This window comes from Haloprofundus halophilus (genome assembly GCF_003439925.1).
Taxonomy (GTDB): Archaea; Halobacteriota; Halobacteria; order Halobacteriales; family Haloferacaceae; genus Haloprofundus; species Haloprofundus halophilus.
This window is the reverse complement of the sequence record NZ_QQRR01000002.1, coordinates 396,909-413,786: the sequence shown is the minus strand read 5'-3', so window position 1 is coordinate 413,786 and position 16,878 is coordinate 396,909. Positions and strand designations below refer to the sequence as shown.

Annotated in this window: 16 protein-coding genes; 9 read left to right on the top strand and 7 right to left on the bottom strand. The window is 66.7% G+C overall.

Annotated elements, in window-relative coordinates; all coding sequences use genetic code 11:
* Positions 1–257: 257 nt before the first annotated feature.
* The 5 genes from DV709_RS11640 (at position 258) to DV709_RS11620 (ending at position 5,246) form a co-directional block, all read left to right on the top strand.
* Complete coding sequence (locus DV709_RS11640; RefSeq protein ID WP_174786364.1) at positions 258–1,439, top strand: tubulin/FtsZ family protein; 1,182 nt, start codon at positions 258–260, stop codon at positions 1,437–1,439.
* Positions 1,408–2,214: a hypothetical protein gene (locus tag DV709_RS11635; RefSeq protein ID WP_117594602.1), complete on the top strand. Its 807-nt coding sequence runs from the start codon at positions 1,408–1,410 to the stop codon at positions 2,212–2,214. Before DV709_RS11640 ends, DV709_RS11635 begins: the two co-directional genes overlap by 32 nt.
* Before the next feature lie 16 nt (positions 2,215–2,230).
* Positions 2,231–2,851 (top strand): 2-phospho-L-lactate guanylyltransferase, encoded by a 621-nt coding sequence (gene cofC, locus DV709_RS11630; protein ID WP_117594601.1) that lies wholly within the window; start codon positions 2,231–2,233, stop codon positions 2,849–2,851.
* Between the two features lie 224 nt (positions 2,852–3,075).
* The gene (gene cofG / locus DV709_RS11625) at positions 3,076–4,218 is read left to right on the top strand and encodes a 7,8-didemethyl-8-hydroxy-5-deazariboflavin synthase subunit CofG (RefSeq protein ID WP_117594600.1); all 1,143 of its coding nucleotides are present in this window, start codon (positions 3,076–3,078) and stop codon (positions 4,216–4,218) included.
* Between the two features lie 113 nt (positions 4,219–4,331).
* Complete coding sequence (locus DV709_RS11620) at positions 4,332–5,246, top strand: mechanosensitive ion channel family protein (protein WP_117594599.1); 915 nt, start codon at positions 4,332–4,334, stop codon at positions 5,244–5,246.
* A gap of 31 nt (positions 5,247–5,277) precedes the next feature.
* On the opposite strand, the gene DV709_RS11615 is transcribed toward DV709_RS11620, so the two are convergent.
* From DV709_RS11615 to DV709_RS11605, 3 genes are all read right to left on the bottom strand, one after another.
* Complete coding sequence (locus tag DV709_RS11615; protein WP_117594598.1) at positions 5,278–5,835, bottom strand: metal-dependent hydrolase; 558 nt, start codon at positions 5,833–5,835, stop codon at positions 5,278–5,280.
* A gap of 16 nt (positions 5,836–5,851) precedes the next feature.
* On the bottom strand, positions 5,852–7,249 hold the full coding sequence (gene cofH, locus DV709_RS11610) for a 7,8-didemethyl-8-hydroxy-5-deazariboflavin synthase subunit CofH (RefSeq protein WP_117594597.1): 1,398 nt from the start codon (positions 7,247–7,249) through the stop codon (positions 5,852–5,854).
* A gap of 93 nt (positions 7,250–7,342) precedes the next feature.
* Positions 7,343–9,031 (bottom strand): thiamine pyrophosphate-binding protein, encoded by a 1,689-nt coding sequence (locus DV709_RS11605; RefSeq protein ID WP_117594596.1) that lies wholly within the window; start codon positions 9,029–9,031, stop codon positions 7,343–7,345.
* A 328-nt stretch (positions 9,032–9,359) separates the two neighbouring features.
* Between DV709_RS11605 and DV709_RS11600 the strand changes: the two genes are divergently transcribed.
* The gene (locus DV709_RS11600) at positions 9,360–10,376 is read left to right on the top strand and encodes a phosphoribosylaminoimidazolesuccinocarboxamide synthase (RefSeq protein ID WP_117594595.1); all 1,017 of its coding nucleotides are present in this window, start codon (positions 9,360–9,362) and stop codon (positions 10,374–10,376) included.
* 23 nt (positions 10,377–10,399) lie between these two features.
* Here DV709_RS11600 and DV709_RS11595 read toward each other — a convergent pair whose 3' ends face one another.
* Positions 10,400–11,380: a formyltetrahydrofolate deformylase gene (locus DV709_RS11595; protein ID WP_117594594.1), complete on the bottom strand. Its 981-nt coding sequence runs from the start codon at positions 11,378–11,380 to the stop codon at positions 10,400–10,402.
* 303 nt (positions 11,381–11,683) lie between these two features.
* Between DV709_RS11595 and purS the strand changes: the two genes are divergently transcribed.
* Both purS and purQ read left to right on the top strand, forming a co-directional pair.
* A complete protein-coding gene (purS, locus tag DV709_RS11590; protein WP_117594593.1) occupies positions 11,684–11,938 on the top strand; it encodes a phosphoribosylformylglycinamidine synthase subunit PurS in 255 nt (84 codons plus the stop codon).
* Between the two features lie 55 nt (positions 11,939–11,993).
* Entirely contained in the window at positions 11,994–12,668 is a 675-nt protein-coding gene (purQ, locus tag DV709_RS11585; protein ID WP_117594592.1) for a phosphoribosylformylglycinamidine synthase I, read from the top strand.
* A 114-nt stretch (positions 12,669–12,782) separates the two neighbouring features.
* Here the strand turns inward: purQ and DV709_RS18315 are convergent, their stop codons facing one another.
* From DV709_RS18315 to DV709_RS11575, 3 genes are all read right to left on the bottom strand, one after another.
* Complete coding sequence (locus DV709_RS18315; protein WP_256360028.1) at positions 12,783–12,905, bottom strand: hypothetical protein; 123 nt, start codon at positions 12,903–12,905, stop codon at positions 12,783–12,785.
* Positions 12,906–13,118: 213 nt separating this feature from the next.
* Positions 13,119–14,189: an archaeosine biosynthesis radical SAM protein RaSEA gene (locus tag DV709_RS11580; protein ID WP_117594591.1), complete on the bottom strand. Its 1,071-nt coding sequence runs from the start codon at positions 14,187–14,189 to the stop codon at positions 13,119–13,121.
* A gap of 123 nt (positions 14,190–14,312) precedes the next feature.
* Positions 14,313–14,741, bottom strand: a complete 429-nt coding sequence (locus DV709_RS11575) for a VanZ family protein (RefSeq protein WP_117594590.1) — start codon at positions 14,739–14,741, stop codon at positions 14,313–14,315.
* A 174-nt stretch (positions 14,742–14,915) separates the two neighbouring features.
* Between DV709_RS11575 and DV709_RS11570 the strand changes: the two genes are divergently transcribed.
* Positions 14,916–16,847, top strand: coding sequence for an aldehyde ferredoxin oxidoreductase family protein (locus DV709_RS11570; RefSeq protein WP_117594589.1), 1,932 nt, complete (start codon positions 14,916–14,918; stop codon positions 16,845–16,847).
* Positions 16,848–16,878 lie beyond the last annotated feature (31 nt).

The window sequence follows — 16,878 nt, the reverse complement described above, 5'->3', positions numbered from 1 at the left end:
CTTACTTTCGATATCTTACTCCTTCTGGGTCGGCGAGATGACGGCTGTCTGGTGATTGACACTCGTCCCTAACTGATCCCTTTAATCGTCTCCTTCGCCCGATTTCGGCCGATTCGTCCGCTGTAAGCACTCGTTACCGCCGACACGTTGTCACCGATTATCAAACCTGAATATCACAGTGAACTGACTTTCTACCATCATAAGGCTTATATCGGATTTCGTATTGGCTTTTACACAATGACGAGGGGAGCGAAATCATGAAACTGGCAATGATCGGCTTCGGGCAAGCCGGCGGGAAAATCGTCGACAAGTTCGTCGAGTACGACCAACGACACGGCAGCGATATCGTCCGGGCGGCGGTGGCGGTCAACTCCGCGAAAGCCGACCTGATGGGTCTGACGAACATCCCGAAGGAACAGCGCGTGCTCATCGGACAGTCGCGCGTCAAGGGTCACGGCGTCGGCGCGGACAACGAACTCGGCGCGGAAGTCGCCGAGGAGGACATCGACGAGGTACAGGGAGCCATCGACGGGATTCCGGTCCACGAGGTGGATGCCTTCCTCGTCGTCTCCGGTCTCGGCGGCGGCACCGGCAGCGGCGGCGCACCGGTTCTCGCCAAACACCTCAAGCGCATCTACACCGAACCCGTCTACGGTCTCGGCATCCTCCCGGGCAGCGACGAGGGCGGCATCTACACGCTCAACGCCGCGCGCTCGTTCCAGACGTTCGTCCGCGAAGTCGACAATCTGCTCGTCTTCGACAACGACGCGTGGCGGAAAACCGGCGAGTCGGTGCAGGGCGGCTACGACGAGATCAACGACGAGATCGTCCGGCGCTTCGGCATCCTCTTCGGCGCGGGCGAGGTCAAGGCGGGGCAGGAAGTCGCGGAGAGCGTCGTCGACTCCTCCGAAATCATCAACACGCTCTCCGGCGGCGGCGTCTCCACGGTCGGCTACGCCTCCGAGTCGGTCGAGGAGGAGCAGTCCGGCGGACTCCTCTCGCGGCTGACCGGCGGCGGTGGCGGCGACGACACGCTCGACACCGCGCACACGACGAACCGCATCACGAGCCTCGTCCGCAAGGCGGCGCTCGGACGGCTGACGCTCCCGTGTGAGATCGAAGGCACCGAGCGCGCGCTGTTGGTTATGGCGGGTCCGCCGCGGCACCTCAACCGGAAAGGAATAGAGCGCGGCCGCAAGTGGCTCGAGGAGCAGACCGGGAGCATGGAAGTCCGCGGCGGCGACTACCCCGTCACCGGCAGCGGCTTCGTCGCGGGCGTCATCCTGCTTTCGGGCGTGACGAACGTCCCCCGAATCAAGGAGCTCCAGCAGGTCGCCATCGAGGCGCAGGACAACATCGACGAAATCAACCGCGAGAGCGATACCAACCTCCAGAACCTGGTCAACGATGACGAGGACGAACTTGAATCGCTCTTCTAAACTCCTCGCGCTCGTCGCCTGTTCGCTCCTCCTGTCGGCGTTCGCCGCCCCGGCGGCCGCCGTCTCGGTCGCCGAGGAGGACGCGCCGGCGGAGGGTGAGGTCGGCGAGCAAGTGAGCGCGACGGTGACGCTCGACGAGCTGTACAAGAACCCGCAGTGGAACACGTGGTCGGTCACCGGGCAGACGAATCTCACCGACGTGACGTGGACCGTGACCTACTACGACCAGACCGGGTCGAAGGTCGGCAGCGACGAGTTCGACGGCCAGAACTTCTCGGGCGCGACCGTCTCCTCCGACGACGGCGTCAGCGAGGTCGACGTGAAGGTCACCGGTACGGTGCCGGAAGTGACCGAGTACCAGTACGAAGAGGAACAGTCGTTCCTCCTCATGGGCCTCTCGCAGTCGCGCAACGGCGGCGCGAGCAACGCGATTCAGTCGTGGGAGACGCACCACTACACGACCGAGAGCGCCGACGCGCGCGCGGCCATCGAGAACGCCGAGGCGGCCATCGAGAGCGCCGGCGGCGCGGACACCCAGCAGGCCGAACAGTCGCTGACGCAGGCGATCCGCGCGTTCGACGGCGATAACCCCGACTTCGACCTCGCCACCGAACTGGCGAACGAGGCAGAACAGCAGGCCGGCTCCGCCCAGCAGTCGAGTCAGACGATGCAGATGGCGATGTACGCCGTCGGCGGACTCGTCGTCCTGCTCGTCGTCGCGGGTGGTTTCTTCTGGTACCGTTCGAACCAGACCACCTACGATAAACTGGGATAACCCCCTCTCTTCTCCTATGATCGTTCTCGTTCCCTACGCAGCAGCGCGTCCGAAGACGCGCCTCGCCGACGCGCTCGACCCGGCCGAGCGGGAGTCGTTCTCGCGGGCGATGCTCGCGGACGTCGTCGACGCGGTCGTCGACGCCGGCGTCGAACCGACGGTAGTGGCGACCGAGTCGGTCGAACTCGACGCCCGAGCGTCCGTCGTCGTCGACGACCGACCGCTCTCGAGGGCGGTCAACGACCGCCTCGCCGGGGCGGAGGAACCCACGGCCGTCGTCATGAGCGACCTCGCGCTCGCCACGCCGCGCGTGCTCTCCCGACTTCTCGACGCCGGCGGCGACGTCGTCGTCGCCCCCGGACGCGGCGGCGGGACGAACGCGCTCGTCGTCCGCCACCCCGCGTTCCGCGTCGACTACCACGGGACCTCGTACCTCGACCACCTCCGCGTCGCCCGCGACGTCGGCGCGAGCGTCCGCGAGTTCGACTCGATGCGACTGTCGACCGATATCGACGAACCGGCCGACCTCGTCGAGGTGTTGCTCCACACCGACGGCCGGGCGCGCGACTGGCTCCTCGACGCCGGGTTCGAGGTCGACGCGCACGACGGTCGCGTCGGCGTGCGACGCGAACGTTGAAATACGAGCGCGCGACCACCTCCCCGCGTGACCTGAAACCGGTCGCGAGGGAGTCGAGGCGGTCGTGCGGCGAACCCCTCGCGGTACCGAGAACGACCGAGGCTCGCCGCCTGTTCGCCATCTTCGCGCCGTGGCTCCGTCCCGCGCCGAGCCTTCGACGCCGCGTCGGCCGCGGGTTGCCGGGGAGTGATACGTTTTTGTCCGCCGACGTACCACGCCTCAACGTGTTCCCCGCGGCCGACGAGTACGACGTGGACATCGCCGTCGACGAGGACGAGGTAGCGCGCCTGCTGTCGGTGACGCCCGACGACGCGGAACCGGCGCCGGCGCTCACCTACGCGCGGAACGTCTTCCTACCGCTGACGACCGCCTGTCGCTACACCTGCACCTACTGCACGTACTACGACGTCCCGGGGCAGGCGACGCTCATGTCGCCCGAGGAGATTCGAGAGACGCTCCGGATGGGTGCCGACGCCGGGTGTACGGAGGCGCTGTTCACCTTCGGCGACAAACCCGACGCCCGCTACGAAGCCATCCACGACCAACTCGACGAGTGGGGCTACGACTCGATTCTCGACTACCTCTACCGCGCCTGCGAGATCGCGCTCGAGGAGGGCCTGCTGCCGCACTCGAACCCGGGCGACCTCACCGAGTCGGAGTTCGAGCGGCTACGCGAGGTCAACGCCTCGATGGGTGTGATGCTGGAGACGACCGCCGACGTGGCCGCGCACTCCGGAACGCGCCGAAAGACGCCCGGCCAGCGCCTGAACACCATCCGAGCCGCGGGTCGCGCGAACGTCCCGTTCACCACCGGCCTCCTCGTCGGCATCGGCGAGACGTGGCGCGACCGCGCCGAGAGCCTGCTCGCCATCCGCGAGCTCCACGAGCGCCACGGGCACGTCCAGGAGGTCATCGTCCAGAACGTCGTCCCGAACGAGCGCTCGGACTACGAGACGCCGAGCGTCGAGGCGATGCGCCGCGTTGTCGCCATGGCGCGGGTCGCGCTCCCCGAGGTGGTGTCGGTGCAGATTCCGCCGAACCTCTCGCCCGCCCGCGACCTGCTCGACTGCGGCGTCGACGACCTCGGCGGCGTCTCCCCGGTGACGGACGACTACATCAACCCCGACTACGAGTGGCCGGCGCTCCGGGAACTTCGAGACGTCGCCGACCACGGCGGCGTTCCGCTCCGGGAGCGACTACCGGTGTACGAGCGGTTTCTGCCGTCGACGCTTCGCTCGTCGAGCGTCGACGACGAACCGGGGCGGTTGGACCCGACGGGAACCGAGTGGCTCTCGGCTCGTATACTGGATGCGATGTGCGCAGACGACGACGCCGGGCGGCGGTACCGGGCGCTCTGCTCCCAGTGACCGAACCCGGACCGTCAGCCGCGACCGACGTACAGGAGGGGGCGAAACCGGTTCCAACGCGAGATTCACCCCCAAGGAGTAATGACGCGAGACCGCGAAAGTGACCGTGAACTATGTCGTTTCAGTCAGTCGCCTCGGTCGTCTTGCAGGGAACGATTCCGATAGAAGGGATCACACTCGGTGAAATCGTCCAGCAGTATCTCGTCCCGGTGATACTGTTCGTCCTCGGCGTCGTCGTTACGCTGATTCTCGGCCGGGCCGTGCTCGTCCCGCTGGTCGACCGCGTTCTCAGACAACAGGGCCACGACGAGACGGTCCGTACGCTCGCAGACAGTGTCATGGCCGCGGTCGTCTGGGTACTGGCGCTCGCCGTCGGCCTCATGCTGGCCGGCTTCGGCACCGTCATCGCCGCGCTCGGCGTGTTCGGCGGTGCGCTCGCGCTCGCCGTCGGGTTCGCCGCCCAAGACCTGATCGGCAACTTCGTCGCCGGAGTTTTCATCCTCAAGGACAAGCCGTTCGAAGTCGGCGACTGGATCGAAGTCGGCGACATCACCGGCCGCGTCGAGGATATCGACCTCAGAGTGACGCGCGTCCGGACGTTCGACAACGAGCGTATTACGGTTCCGAACGGTGAACTCGCCAACAACCCGCTGAAGAACCCCGTCGCCTACGACCGCCTCCGGCAGCAGTTCGTCTTCGGCATCGGCTACGGGGACGACATCGACCACGCGAAGGAAGCGATTCTCGACGAAGTCAACCGAGTGCCCGAAGTGCTCGACGACCCCGCACCCGACGTCCGCGTGACCGAACTGGCCGACTCCTACGTCGGCCTCAACACGCGCTTCTGGGTCGACGAACCGAACCGCTCGGACTTCGTCCGCATCCAGTCCGACGTCGTCCAGAACGTCAAAGAGCGCCTCGACGCCGAGGGAATCGACATGCCGTACCCGTACCGTCAGCTGACCGGCAGCGTCGACGTCGACGGCAGCGTGACGACGCAGGACGCACAGACGCCCGCCGACGACTGAGCGTCGGAGCGGAACCCCCCACTTCGACCACTCACTCGGCCAACCACGGCGCGAGGTCGGGCACTCGTTTTCTGACCGCGGCGTAGACGACGGCGACGACGAGCACCGCCACCGTGAGCAGTCGGACCGGCCCCTCGAACAGGAAGAGACCCGGAAGCGAGAGCAGAACCGTCAGCAGCAGGTCCTCGGGCGACCCGTCCCATCTGACGAGTCGCTTCGGCGGGAGCCACCGGCCGAGCGGGTGGACGAACACCGCGTGCTCGGAGGTCATCTCCCAGGGCCGGAGTTCGTTACCGCCGCAGAACCAGTCGGCGACGGAGTGGACCGCCGCCGAGAGGAAGAAGAAGAACGCGGCTATCGTCGCCGCCGACGGGACGACCGCGGCGAGCGCGGCGGTCGGAATCACGACGGCCCAGTAGTAGACCGGAAAGTGCAGCGTCTTCCGGTGGACGCCGACGAACAGGTCGAGATCCGGAAAGACGCCGCCGACCATCGCCGCGAGCGCGACGAGCGTCGCGAGTTCCGGCGCGAGAACCGTGAACGGCGCGGCGATGACGACGCCGGTGGCGACGTGGGTCGGACTCATCATCGTTCGAGGCCTCCGCTCACTGCCTCGACTCCCGCGACCGCTGTCGGTCCAGCATCGGCGTTCCGTCGGCGCGCGGGCCGAGCATCGGGCCGTGCGGCCCGGAGTCGGGGTCGATGCGACGACGCTCCCGGTAATCCGTCGAGCGTTCGACCGGCGGGCGACCGATGGCCGACAGCATCTCGACGTAGTCGTCGAACGAGCGGAACTCGCCGTACTCGCCGCCAGCGCGTTTGGTGATCTCCTCGGAGAGAATCGTCCCCATGAAGTCGTTCGCGCCGCAGTTGAGCAGTTTGAGCCCCTTCGCGTCGCCGTACTTCACCCACGACGACTGGACGTTGTCGACGTTGTCCAAAAAGAGGCGAGAGACGGCGACGAGCAGTTCGTCCTCGTCGTCGGAGGCCCCGCCGGTGACGACGCCGCGCTCGTACAGCGGCGTCTGCTGGTGGACGAACGAGAGCGGGACGAACTCGGTGATTCCGCCGGTTCTGTCCTGGAGGTCGCGGACGCGCTTCAGGTGCATCACGCGGTGCATCTCGTTTTCGACGTGGCCGTACATGATGGTCGCCGTCGCGTCCAACCCGACCGAAATCGCGCCCTCTATCGCGTCGACCCACCCCTGCGAGTCGATTTTGCCGGGGCAGATGACGTCGCGCACCTCGTCGACGAGAATCTCGGCCGCCGTTCCGGGTGCGGAGTCGAGACCGGCGTCGCGGAGTTTGCGGTACACCGACTCGTAGGACCAGTCGGTGCCGCGGCGGGCGTGATACGCCTCCTCGGGCGTCATCGAGTGGAGGTGGACGCCGCCGACGCTCATCGCCTCCATCTGTTCGAGATACGTTCCGGGGTCCGTCTCGTACCGTTCGGGCGGCTTGTAGTTCACCGTCCGCGCGGCGTCGTCGTAGCCGCGGAGAATCTCGTGGTGCTCCTCGTCGAGCGCGAACGCCGGGTGGAGTCCGGAGACGGAGGTGACCTCGTAGATGCCCATATCGAGCGCGTCCTCGACGACGGCTCTCGATTCAGCGGGCGTCTTCGTGAATCCGCCGTGGTCGGCGTCGGAGTCGGTCTCGAACGCGTGCGAGCTGTTCTTGAAGTTACAGAACAGACAGCCGGTGTTGCACGCCGTCGTCACGTTGTTGTTGAGGTTGGCGACGAACGTCACGTCCTCGCCGACGACCTCTGCGCGGCGGCGGTCGGCGGCCTCCAGGACGAGTTCCTTTCGCGCCGGGTCGATACCCTCCGAGTCGGTGCCGGTCGTCAGCAGTTCGACGCCGTCGTCGACGGTGAGTCGCTCCCCGTCGCGGGCTTTCGCCAGCGCGTTCTCGAACGACTGGTCGGTCTCCGGCACGTGTTCGAAGTCGAACGCCGTCGGTCCGGTCGGACCGCGTCCGGCGTCCGGCGCTGGCGCGTCGCTCATACGCAGACCCACCGGCGCGACCAGTAAAAGTCAGGTGGTCGTCGGCAACTCGGGCGGGGAGCGCGATGCCCACGTTCGGGGCGGCGACCGCCCTCAGTCGTGGACGAGCACGTCCAGCACGTCCGGTCCACTCCGAGAGACCGCCTCCCGAACCGCGTCTTCGATCTCTTCCCGCGAGTCGACCAACTGCCCGCGAGCGCCGTGACTCTCGGCGTTTTTCGGGATGTCGACCGGCGGGTCGAAGTCCATCCCGACGAACTCGTAATCGCCTTCGTCGCCGCCGAACAGGCCGAGCGCGTTGTCCTTCAGGATGCGGTAGTTTCGATTGTCGGAGACGACGACGGTGAGGTCGAGGTCGTACCGCGCCGCCGTGTACAGCGTCTGCGGGTAGTAGAGGTACGAGCCGTCGCCGATGAATCCGAGAACCGTCCGGGGGTCGTCGCGCTGGCTCTCGGCGACGGCGGCACCGACCGCCGCCGGGAGCCCGTAACCCAGCCCGCCGCCCTTGTTCGAGACGTACTGTTCGGGCGCGAACGGCCACCGCGTGAGCATCACGTACTTCGAGGTGATACCCTCGTCGACGACGTACGCGTCGGGGGCGGCGGCCCGAATTGCGTCGACCAGCTCGGCTTTCGAGGCCCGTGGGTCGTCGGCGTCGCCCGTTCCGAGCGAGCGCGTCCGATGTTCGACCGCCCGTTTCGTCGCGTCGACGAGGTCGAGTCGCGCCTCGCGTTCGCCGTCGTCGACCCGCTCTCCGACGCGCCCCGCGAGGTCCGAACAGACGGAGCCGACGTCGCCCACCACGGCCGCGTCCGCGGGCTGATTCTTCCCGAGTTCCCACGCGTCGGGCCCGAGGTGGATGCACGTCGCGTCGTCGGGCACGAGCGGTTCCTCGTGACGCGTCAGCGTCGTGTGCGTCGAGACGCCCGCGAAGACGAGCGTGTCCGTCTCCATCAGCGTCGACGCGAGTCCCTCGTCCGGCGGGACGTGAGACACCCACTGCGGGTGGTCGCCGGGGAAGTTCACCTCGCAGGAGAGAATCTCGCCGTGGACGCGGGCGCCCGCCGCCTCCGCGAGTTCGACGACCGCGTCGACGGCATCGGTCCCGGCGCGAGCGACCTCGTCGCCGACGACGAGCACGGGGTCGTCGGCCCCGGCGAGCAGGTCGGCGGCGCGTTCTATCTCGGCGGAGTCGCCGCGGCCCGCGGTCGGGATCGGTCCCAGTCGCTCGGGGTCTGCGTCCGTCTCGGTCATCATCACGTCGAGCGGCAGCGCGAGGAACACCGGGCCGGTCGGCGGCGTGAGCGCGACGCGGAACGCCCGACGGAGCATCGTCGGGAGCGCGGCCACGTCCAGCACCTCGTCGGACCACTTGCAGAACTGGTCGGTCAGTTCGCGGAGGTCGCCCGAGAGGATGGGCTCCTCGTGGCGGAAATCGGTGCTGTGGTTGCCCGCCGTGACGACGAGCGGTGCCCCCGCGACGCTCGCACCGTAGAGGTTGCCGAGGCCGTGAGCGAGTCCGGGAGCGACGTGGAGGTTGACGACGCCGACCGGTAACACGTCGGGATCGCGGTGACCGTGGTACCGTCGGGTGCTGGCGTATCCGGCGGCCGCCCCGACGGCGACGTCCTCGTGGAGACCGAGTACGTAGTCGAGGTCGCTGTCCTCCAGCGCCCGCATCACCGGTAGTTCGGTCGTCCCGGGGTTACCGAAGAGATGCGTGACACCGTACTGTTCGAGCGCGTCGACGAAGAGGTCCGCGCCGGAGTAGCCGTCGCTCATACGGTAAGCGTGCGGTCCCGAGGCTAATACTCTCGGGTGCCGGTAGCGTCTCACACACTCCCGACGTTTATCACCGATGACGGGGCCAGACCGCTCGTGAGTTAACGAACTACCGCGAGTCGGTCGAGGCTGGTGTGCGACGCACCGCTCGCGGACGGAGACGGGTCGCCTGTTCGCAATCGACACAGCGATAGCGACGCGTGTTGTCACAGCACGTTTTCGAGCACACGTCGAGACAACACACAAACGTGCGCATTTCGGACTCCACTTCCTCTCGAATCAGCACAGAAGTGAAAGTTACTTACCGTGCGCCGCCGCGTGTTCAGCTATGACGAGCGTCAAGGAGTTCCGCGTGGCCGAGGAACCGACGGCCGACTCGCTCGGACGGGGGAGCTTCGTCTTCACCGACGACTACTCCGTCTTCGACTGGGGGAAGATGCCCGACGAGATACCGGGGAAGGGAGCGAGCCTCTGTACGATGGGCGCGTACAACTTCGAGTTACTCGACGTCAACCACATCCCGACGCACTACCGTGGCGTGGTCGAAGGCGGCGAGGAGGTCGAACTCGGCGAGACCACCGAGCCGCCCCGCGAGATGGCTATCGACCTCGTGCAGGTGCCGAACCTCCGATACGACGACGGCTACGACTACGACGGGTTCTACGACGCCGTCGGGGACAACTACCTGATTCCGCTCGAAATCGTCTTCCGGAACACGGTTCCCGTCGGGTCGAGCCTCCGCTCGCGCGGCGACCCCGCCGACTACGGCCTCGACTACGACGGGTGGCCCGACGAAGTCGTCGACCTCCCGCGGCCGGTCGTCGAGTTCTCCACCAAGTTCGAAGAGCGCGACCGCTACCTCTCGCGGGACGAGGCCGACGATATCTCGGGACCGGCCGATATCGACCGCCTCGAAGAGTTGGCGCTCGCGGTGAACCACATCCTCACCGACCGCGCCGAGCAGACGGGGCTGGTCCACGAGGACGGCAAAATCGAGTGTCTCTACCACGACGGAGCCATCAAAGTCGCCGACGTCGTCGGGACGTTCGACGAGAATCGGTTCAGCTACGACGGCCAGGAGATGTCGAAGGAGGTCGTCCGCCAGTACTACAAGCGCGAGCACCCCGAGTGGGTCGACGCCGTCGGCGACGCGAAAACCGAAGCGGACCGCCGCGACGACCCCGACTGGCGCGCGTTGTGCGACGCCGAGCCGCCGGTGCTGCCGGATTCGGTCGTCGAAACTGTCTCGGAGATGTACGCCGCCGGGACGAACGCGTACACGAACTTCGACTGGTTCGACGCGCCGGAACTCGACGAAGCGATCGACGCGGTGCGGAATCTGTGACGAGGCGGAGAGAAGAGACGACGTCAGTCGTCGCTCGGTTCGTTCGGCTCGGCCGGTCTCTGCAGCGACTGCGGCAGTTTCCCGTCGACGGGGCGGTCGGGGTTCGCCGCCTGCGCTTCCTTCGAGAGGCCGAGTTGGTAGTCGATATCCTCGTCATCGCGGAGACTCGTCTGGCCCCGGTGGACGCTCAGCGCGTCGCCGAGATGTAGCTTCACCGCTTCGAGGAGCGCGTCGGCTTCCAGCGGTTGCCCGCGCGCTTTGATTTCGTCGACCGACGCGTCGTCGGGTACGTCGAACGCGCGCTGGGTGATGATGGGCCCCTGGTCGAGGTCGGTGGTCACGTAGTGGGCGGTGACGCCCGCGATTCTGACGCCGCCTTCCTTCGCCTGGCGGTAGGCGGCCGCGCCGGGAAACGAGGGAAGGAGGCTCGGATGGATATTGATGATGCGGTCCTCGTAGCGGAAGACGACGTTCGGCGAGAGGATGCGCATATAGCGCGCGAGAACGATGAGGTCCACGTCGTACTCGTCGAGCAGTTCGAGCAGTTCGCCTTCGTCGGCTCCGCCTTTCTTGTCGCCGATGTCGTGGAACGGCACGTTGTAGTGGTCCGCCAGCGGCTGGAGGTCGTCGTGGTTGCCGATGACGACGCCGATCTCGGCGTCGAGTTCGTCGTTGGCCCACGCCTCGAACAGCGCCTCCAGACAGTGCGACTCCTTCGTCACGAGCACGGCGAGGCGCTTCGTCTCGCGGTCGGACGGAAACCGGACTTGGATCTCGACGCCGAGCTCGGTCGCGAGGTCGTCGAGCGTCGAGCGGAGCGTCTCGGACGTGCACACCATCTCGCCGGTGTCGGCGTGCAGCGTCATCCGGAAAATTCCCTCGCGGACGGCCTGGTCGATATCTTCGATGTTGATGCCGCGGTCGAATAGAAGCGACGTGATACGCGCGACGAGGCCCGTCTTGTCCTCGCCGATGACGGTGATTTCGGTCAACTCACGGGTCATACTCTCATCACCAAGAAGCCGGGAGTGAACACGTGGTAATGTGGAGCATAACTGAGGATACGTCTTCCGTTCGTGGCAACAACGCGAGAGGCAGTGACCCGTTACCGCCACCCCAGACGGCTCGTACTGACCGAATTCGGCGAGAGCGGAGATTTTCGAATCAACGGTCGTGAGCTACCTGGCGTCGACGAACACGCGGACGCGGCGGGACGTCGACCCACCACAGACGCCGCGATATACACGAACTTGGTTATCGACGAGTATCCAAAAGCCATTTTACCCACGACCGCGCAGAGTCGGACGATGACCGCGTACACCGCGACGGTGACCGTCAGACTGAAGCGCGGCGTGTTGGACCCCGAGGCGGAGACGACAAAGCGTGCGCTCGAACGGCTCGGCTTCGAACTGCGGGGGCTCCGCTCGGCGGACCGCTTCGAGGTGGACGTCGACGCCGACTCCGCGTCGGACGCCGAGGAACGCGCCGACGAGATGGCCGAGCGACTGCTCGCAAATCCGACCATCCACGACTACGACGTGGTGGTCGAGGAAGCCGAATGAGCGTCGCCGTCTCCACGATTCCGACCGTCGTCTACCCCCACGGGAGGCGGTTCCGGTGACGGTCGCAGTCGTGCAGTTCGGCGGGTCGAACTGCGACCGCGACGCCGTCGCGGCGCTCACCCACCTCGGTATCGACGCCGAACGCGTCTGGCACGAAGACGGCCTGCCCGGGGACGCGACTGGCGTGATGCTACCGGGCGGGTTCTCCTACGGCGACTACCTCCGCGCGGGGGCGATGGCCGCCCAGTCGCCCATCATGAACGAGATCCGCGACATGGCCGAGCGCGGCGTTCCCGTCTTGGGCGTCTGCAACGGCGCGCAGGTCGGCTGCGAGTCCGGACTGACCGACGGCGCGTTCACGACGAACCGGAGCGCGCGGTTCCAGTGCGAACGGGTCCACCTGCGGGTCGAGAACGCCGAGACGCCGTGGACCGCCGCCTACGACGAGGGCGAAGTCATCGAGGTGCCCATCGCCCACGGCGAGGGCCGGTTCGAGATCTCCTCCGAGAAGTACGAGACGCTCGACGCGGCCGACCGCGTGCTGTTCCGGTACTGCGACGCAGACGGCAACGTCACCGACGAGGCGAACCCCAACGGCTCTACGGGCAACGTCGCCGGAATTCTCGGCGAGAGAGCGAGCGTCGCGGTGTTGATGCCGCACCCCGAACGGGCGACGCTCGCCGACGTGGGAGGGACCGACGGCGCGGGAATCCTCCGCGGGTTCGCCTGAACAGTCGACCGGCGACCGTCCGAGCGGCGAGAAAACAGGTGGAGGGGCCAGTCAGGAGGCGACTGCGGCAGCGCTGTGGCTCCGTCGAGAGACGGAGTGGAACGGGTCGAGCGCCTACGTCGTGACCGGCACCGGCGAGTCGGTGGATATCCAGCCTTCGACGTTCTGGTCTTCGCGTATCTCCAGCCAGCCGTCGGAGCAGTAGATCGCCTTGTAGCTTCCTTGCGTCTGTTTCATGGTCGAACTGGTCGAGGCGGCGACTGGGCGGCGCTTCCCGCCGGGTGGCCGCTCGACTCCTACTTGGACGCTGCACGGCATCGGGTATCACTATGAGCGGCCTACGCGGGCGTAAACGGTCGCTTACAGCGATGTGTCGGCCGACTACCGGACCCGGCCAAAAGAGAACGTACGCCGACGCCGTCTGCGCTTCTGGCTTCGCCAGCCGTCTTCTCAGTTCGCTAACGGCATCGCGTAGCTCGTCTCCTCCTCGACGACGGCGCGCCACGTCGCCTTGCAGTCGCAGTCGACCTGCTCGAACACGGAGGGGTCCTGTCGGAGGTCGAAGTCCTTGATGGCTTTCTGGACGAGGTCGTCGCACTCACCGCAGTTGTGCGGGCCGCGGTCGGAGCCGTGTCCAACCGGGTCGGAGACGACGATGGCGTCGGCGTCGGCGGTGTCGCGAAGCACCTCGGCGACCGACCAGAGCCACGGCGGCCGGTAGCCGCCGCGGAAGTGGAGCTCGTCGACCATCGTGTAGCGCTGGACGTTGCAGGGGTTCATCGAGACGGTGTGAGCGTACTCCGCGCAGCGACGGACGGAGGATTTCATGTCCTCGATGGCCTCCGACTCCGAGAGGAACGGCGGCTTCATCAGGAGGTAGGCTTTGATGCCCGCACCCGCGGCGTCGGCTTCCTCGCTCGCAGCGACGAAATCGTCGAACGCGAAGTACTTGTTCACGCAGTCGCGGCGGACGCGGTCGGTCGCCGTTTCGAGGCCGACGGCCACGTCGGTGTCGAGCCCCCGCGAGACGAAGTCGTCGAGTTTCTCGCGGTCGACGAAGTCGGGCAGCGACTCGACGACGATGCGCTCTCGGTCCGAGAACGTCTCCGCGATGGCGTCCCGCGTCTCCGCCGGTACCTCGCGCTCGTCGAGGAACGACCCGGAGGTGTAGATTTTGATGAGCGGCGACTTCTCTTCGGCGTTCTCCGCCTCGTGGTCGAGACAGACCTGTATCTGGTCCATCAGCGCCTCGTGTTCGACCGTCCCGCCTTCGACGGACTCGGCGACGTAGCCGCACATCGTACAGCCGCCGGCGCGCGCCCACCGACAGCCGCCGGTGTTGAGGATGATAGTCAGAGACTGGTAGACGCCGCTCGGCGTGTTGTCCTCATCTATCCAGACGCGGGTCGGTTCGTGCGGGTCGTAGTGTTTCTCCTTGAGGCCGCGAATCTCGCGCATCACCTTGTTGTGCGCGTCCATTCCGCGTCCCCGCTCGTACACGTCGGGACTCGGCTCGCTCATTGGTGCGACTCGGCGACGGGCGCGTAAAGCCGCTTCGTCTCCCCCTCGGCCGACGGCGGCGTCACCGCATCGCGGCCGCTGTCGTCGACTCGACGGCGGCGAGTCACCGACGACTCGCCGCGGTCAGTCGCGTCCGACGGCCGACGCGAGAGCGAACGCGAAGAGCAACCAGAGCCCTACACCGAGTGCCGCACCGACGCCGTTCGCGGCCGCGTCGAGGAGGTCGAACTGTCGGGCGGGGACGAACGCCTGGACGAGCTCGACGCAGAATCCGTAGGCCGACCCACCGAGGAAGCCGCCGAGGGCCGCGCGCCGGAACCGCGGTGCGAGCGCGTGCGAGAGCGTCCCGGCGACGGCGGCGTACGCCGCGGCGTGTAACCACTTGTCCGCACCGACGAGTCCGAACGGTCCGAGCGTCGGGACGCCGTCGCCCGGCGGCGTGACGACGGAGGCGGCGAAGACGCCGCCGGCGACGACGAGGACGGCCGCCCAGCGGAGACGGGGTGAGAGGAACGTGGAGCGTGCTACGGTTCTCGGCGGTGCCGAAGACATCGCTTCGGAGTGGTCTCGCCGCTCGAATAAGACTCCCGCTCCGCCGCCGACGTGTCGAGACGCCTGACGCCGCCTCGGAGAGACGGGGACCGCGACGTGAGTAACTAAATGTGGTTACATCGGCGCGACAACAGCTAACGAAGTGGGGCCCCATTATAATCATAGTACCTTACAATGACCGAACTCGGCGGATTTCAGGACCACGTAGGGGAGGTCGACCTCACATCGGGCGAGGTGGCCTACCGAGGCATCGACGACGAGGACGCGCGCAAGTACATCGGCGCGCGCGGCCTCGGCGTGAAGTACGTCTTCGACGCCGGACCGGACGTCGACCCGGACGGCCCGGAGAACCGGCTCGCGTTCATGAACGGTCCGTTGACGGGCACCCAGACGGTGATGAGCGGCCGCATCGCCGTCGTCACGAAATCGCCGCTCACCGGCACCGTCACCGACTCCCACCACGGCGGCTGGTCCGGCGCGCGGCTGAAGTGGTCCGGCTTCGACGGCCTCGTCTTCGACGGCAAGGCCGAAGAGCCGGTGTACGCGTACGTCGAAGACGGAGAGGTCGAACTCCGCGACGCCTCTCACCTGTGGGGGAAGGGCGTCCACGAGACCATCGAGACCATCGGCGAGGAGGTCGACGGCAGCGTCGGCAAGAACGTCTCCGTGATGGCCATCGGTCCCGGCGGCGAGAACGGCGTGCGCTACGCCTGCATCGTCAACGAGGACGACCGAGCCTCGGGCCGCGGCGGCACCGGCTGCGTGATGGGCTCGAAGAACCTCAAGGCGGTCGTCGTCAAGTCCGGCACCCGGATGCCGAAGCCGGCGGACCCCGAGACGTTCCAGAAGGGCTACCAGCAGGGGATGCAGGCGATTCAGGAGTCCGACGTCACCGCGCCGAACGAGGGCGGCCTCTCGATGTACGGGACGAACGTCCTCATGAACATCACCGAGGAGATGGACGGCCTCCCGGTGAAGAACGGCAAGTACACCTCGACGCGGAGCTTCTCCGAGAGCGAGGGGACGACCATCGACGCCGAGGAGGTCTCCGGCGAGAACGTCCGCGAGAACATCCTCGTCGACGAGCCGACGTGTCACTCCTGCCCCGTCGCCTGTAAGAAGGAAGTCGAGGTGACGACGATGCACAAGGGCGAGGAGATGAACGTCCGGATGGAGTCGTACGAGTACGAGTCGGCGTACGCGCTCGGCCCGAACTCCGGCCACACCGAGCGCGACGACATCGCGCTCATGATCGACCGCTGCAACGACATGGGCGTCGACACCATCGAGGTTGGCAACATGATGGCGATGGCGATGGAGATGTCCGAGGAGGGCAAACTCGACGACGTCGGGACGCTCGACTGGGGCGACTCCGAGACGATGGTCGACCTCATCGAGCGGATTTCGCACCGCGAGGAGGGCCTCCCGGACCTGCTCGCCGAGGGCGCGCGGCGCATCGCCGAGAAGAAAGACGCAGAGGAGAACTCGCTGGCCGTCAAGGGCCAGACGATTCCGGCGTACGACCCGCGCTGCATGAAGGGCATGGGAATCGCCTACGCCACCTCGAATCGCGGGGCGTGCCACCTGCGCGCCTACACCCCGGCCGCCGAGATTCTCGGCGTCCCCGAGAAGGTCGACCCGTATGCGTGGGAGGGCAAGGGCGAACTCACCGCGACGTTCCAGGACCTCCACGCCATCTCCGACAGCTTCGACATCTGCAAGTTCAACGCCTTCGCGGAGGGCATCGAGGAGTACGTCCTGCAGTACAACGGCATGACCGGCCTCGACGTGACCGAGGACGAACTCATCGAGGCGGGCGAGCGCGTCTACAATCTCGAACGCTACTACAACAACCTCGCGGGCTTCGACGGTTCGGACGACTCGCTGCCGGCGCGGTTCCTCGACGGCGAGGGCGGCGTCCCCGGACAGGGCGCCTCCGAGGGCGAGTTCTGCGAACTCGACGAGATGAAAGACGAGTACTACAGCCACCGCGGCTGGGTCGACGGCGTCGTCCCCGACGAGAAACTCGACGAACTCGAAATCGATATCGGTCCCGGCACGGGCGTCAGCAGCGGCAGCGACTCCGCCGCCCCCGCCGACGACTGAGCGACCGTCCAAATCGAAGATTTTTGGCTTT

Excerpts from the sequence above, each read along its gene's own strand:
- DV709_RS11640 (WP_174786364.1), top strand. The coding sequence starts at position 258 with ATGAAACTGGCAATGATCGGCTTCGGGCAAGCCGGCGGGAAAATCGTC.
- DV709_RS11635 (WP_117594602.1), top strand. The coding sequence starts at position 1,408 with ATGACGAGGACGAACTTGAATCGCTCTTCTAAACTCCTCGCGCTCGTC.
- cofC (WP_117594601.1), top strand. The coding sequence starts at position 2,231 with ATGATCGTTCTCGTTCCCTACGCAGCAGCGCGTCCGAAGACGCGCCTC.
- DV709_RS11620 (WP_117594599.1), top strand. The coding sequence starts at position 4,332 with ATGTCGTTTCAGTCAGTCGCCTCGGTCGTCTTGCAGGGAACGATTCCG.
- DV709_RS11615 (WP_117594598.1), bottom strand. The coding sequence starts at position 5,835 with ATGATGAGTCCGACCCACGTCGCCACCGGCGTCGTCATCGCCGCGCCG.
- cofH (WP_117594597.1), bottom strand. The coding sequence starts at position 7,249 with ATGAGCGACGCGCCAGCGCCGGACGCCGGACGCGGTCCGACCGGACCG.
- DV709_RS11605 (WP_117594596.1), bottom strand. The coding sequence starts at position 9,031 with ATGAGCGACGGCTACTCCGGCGCGGACCTCTTCGTCGACGCGCTCGAA.
- DV709_RS11600 (WP_117594595.1), top strand. The coding sequence starts at position 9,360 with ATGACGAGCGTCAAGGAGTTCCGCGTGGCCGAGGAACCGACGGCCGAC.
- DV709_RS11595 (WP_117594594.1), bottom strand. The coding sequence starts at position 11,380 with ATGACCCGTGAGTTGACCGAAATCACCGTCATCGGCGAGGACAAGACG.
- purS (WP_117594593.1), top strand. The coding sequence starts at position 11,684 with ATGACCGCGTACACCGCGACGGTGACCGTCAGACTGAAGCGCGGCGTG.
- DV709_RS18315 (WP_256360028.1), bottom strand. The coding sequence starts at position 12,905 with ATGAAACAGACGCAAGGAAGCTACAAGGCGATCTACTGCTCCGACGGC.
- DV709_RS11580 (WP_117594591.1), bottom strand. The coding sequence starts at position 14,189 with ATGAGCGAGCCGAGTCCCGACGTGTACGAGCGGGGACGCGGAATGGAC.
- DV709_RS11575 (WP_117594590.1), bottom strand. The coding sequence starts at position 14,741 with ATGTCTTCGGCACCGCCGAGAACCGTAGCACGCTCCACGTTCCTCTCA.
- DV709_RS11570 (WP_117594589.1), top strand. The coding sequence starts at position 14,916 with ATGACCGAACTCGGCGGATTTCAGGACCACGTAGGGGAGGTCGACCTC.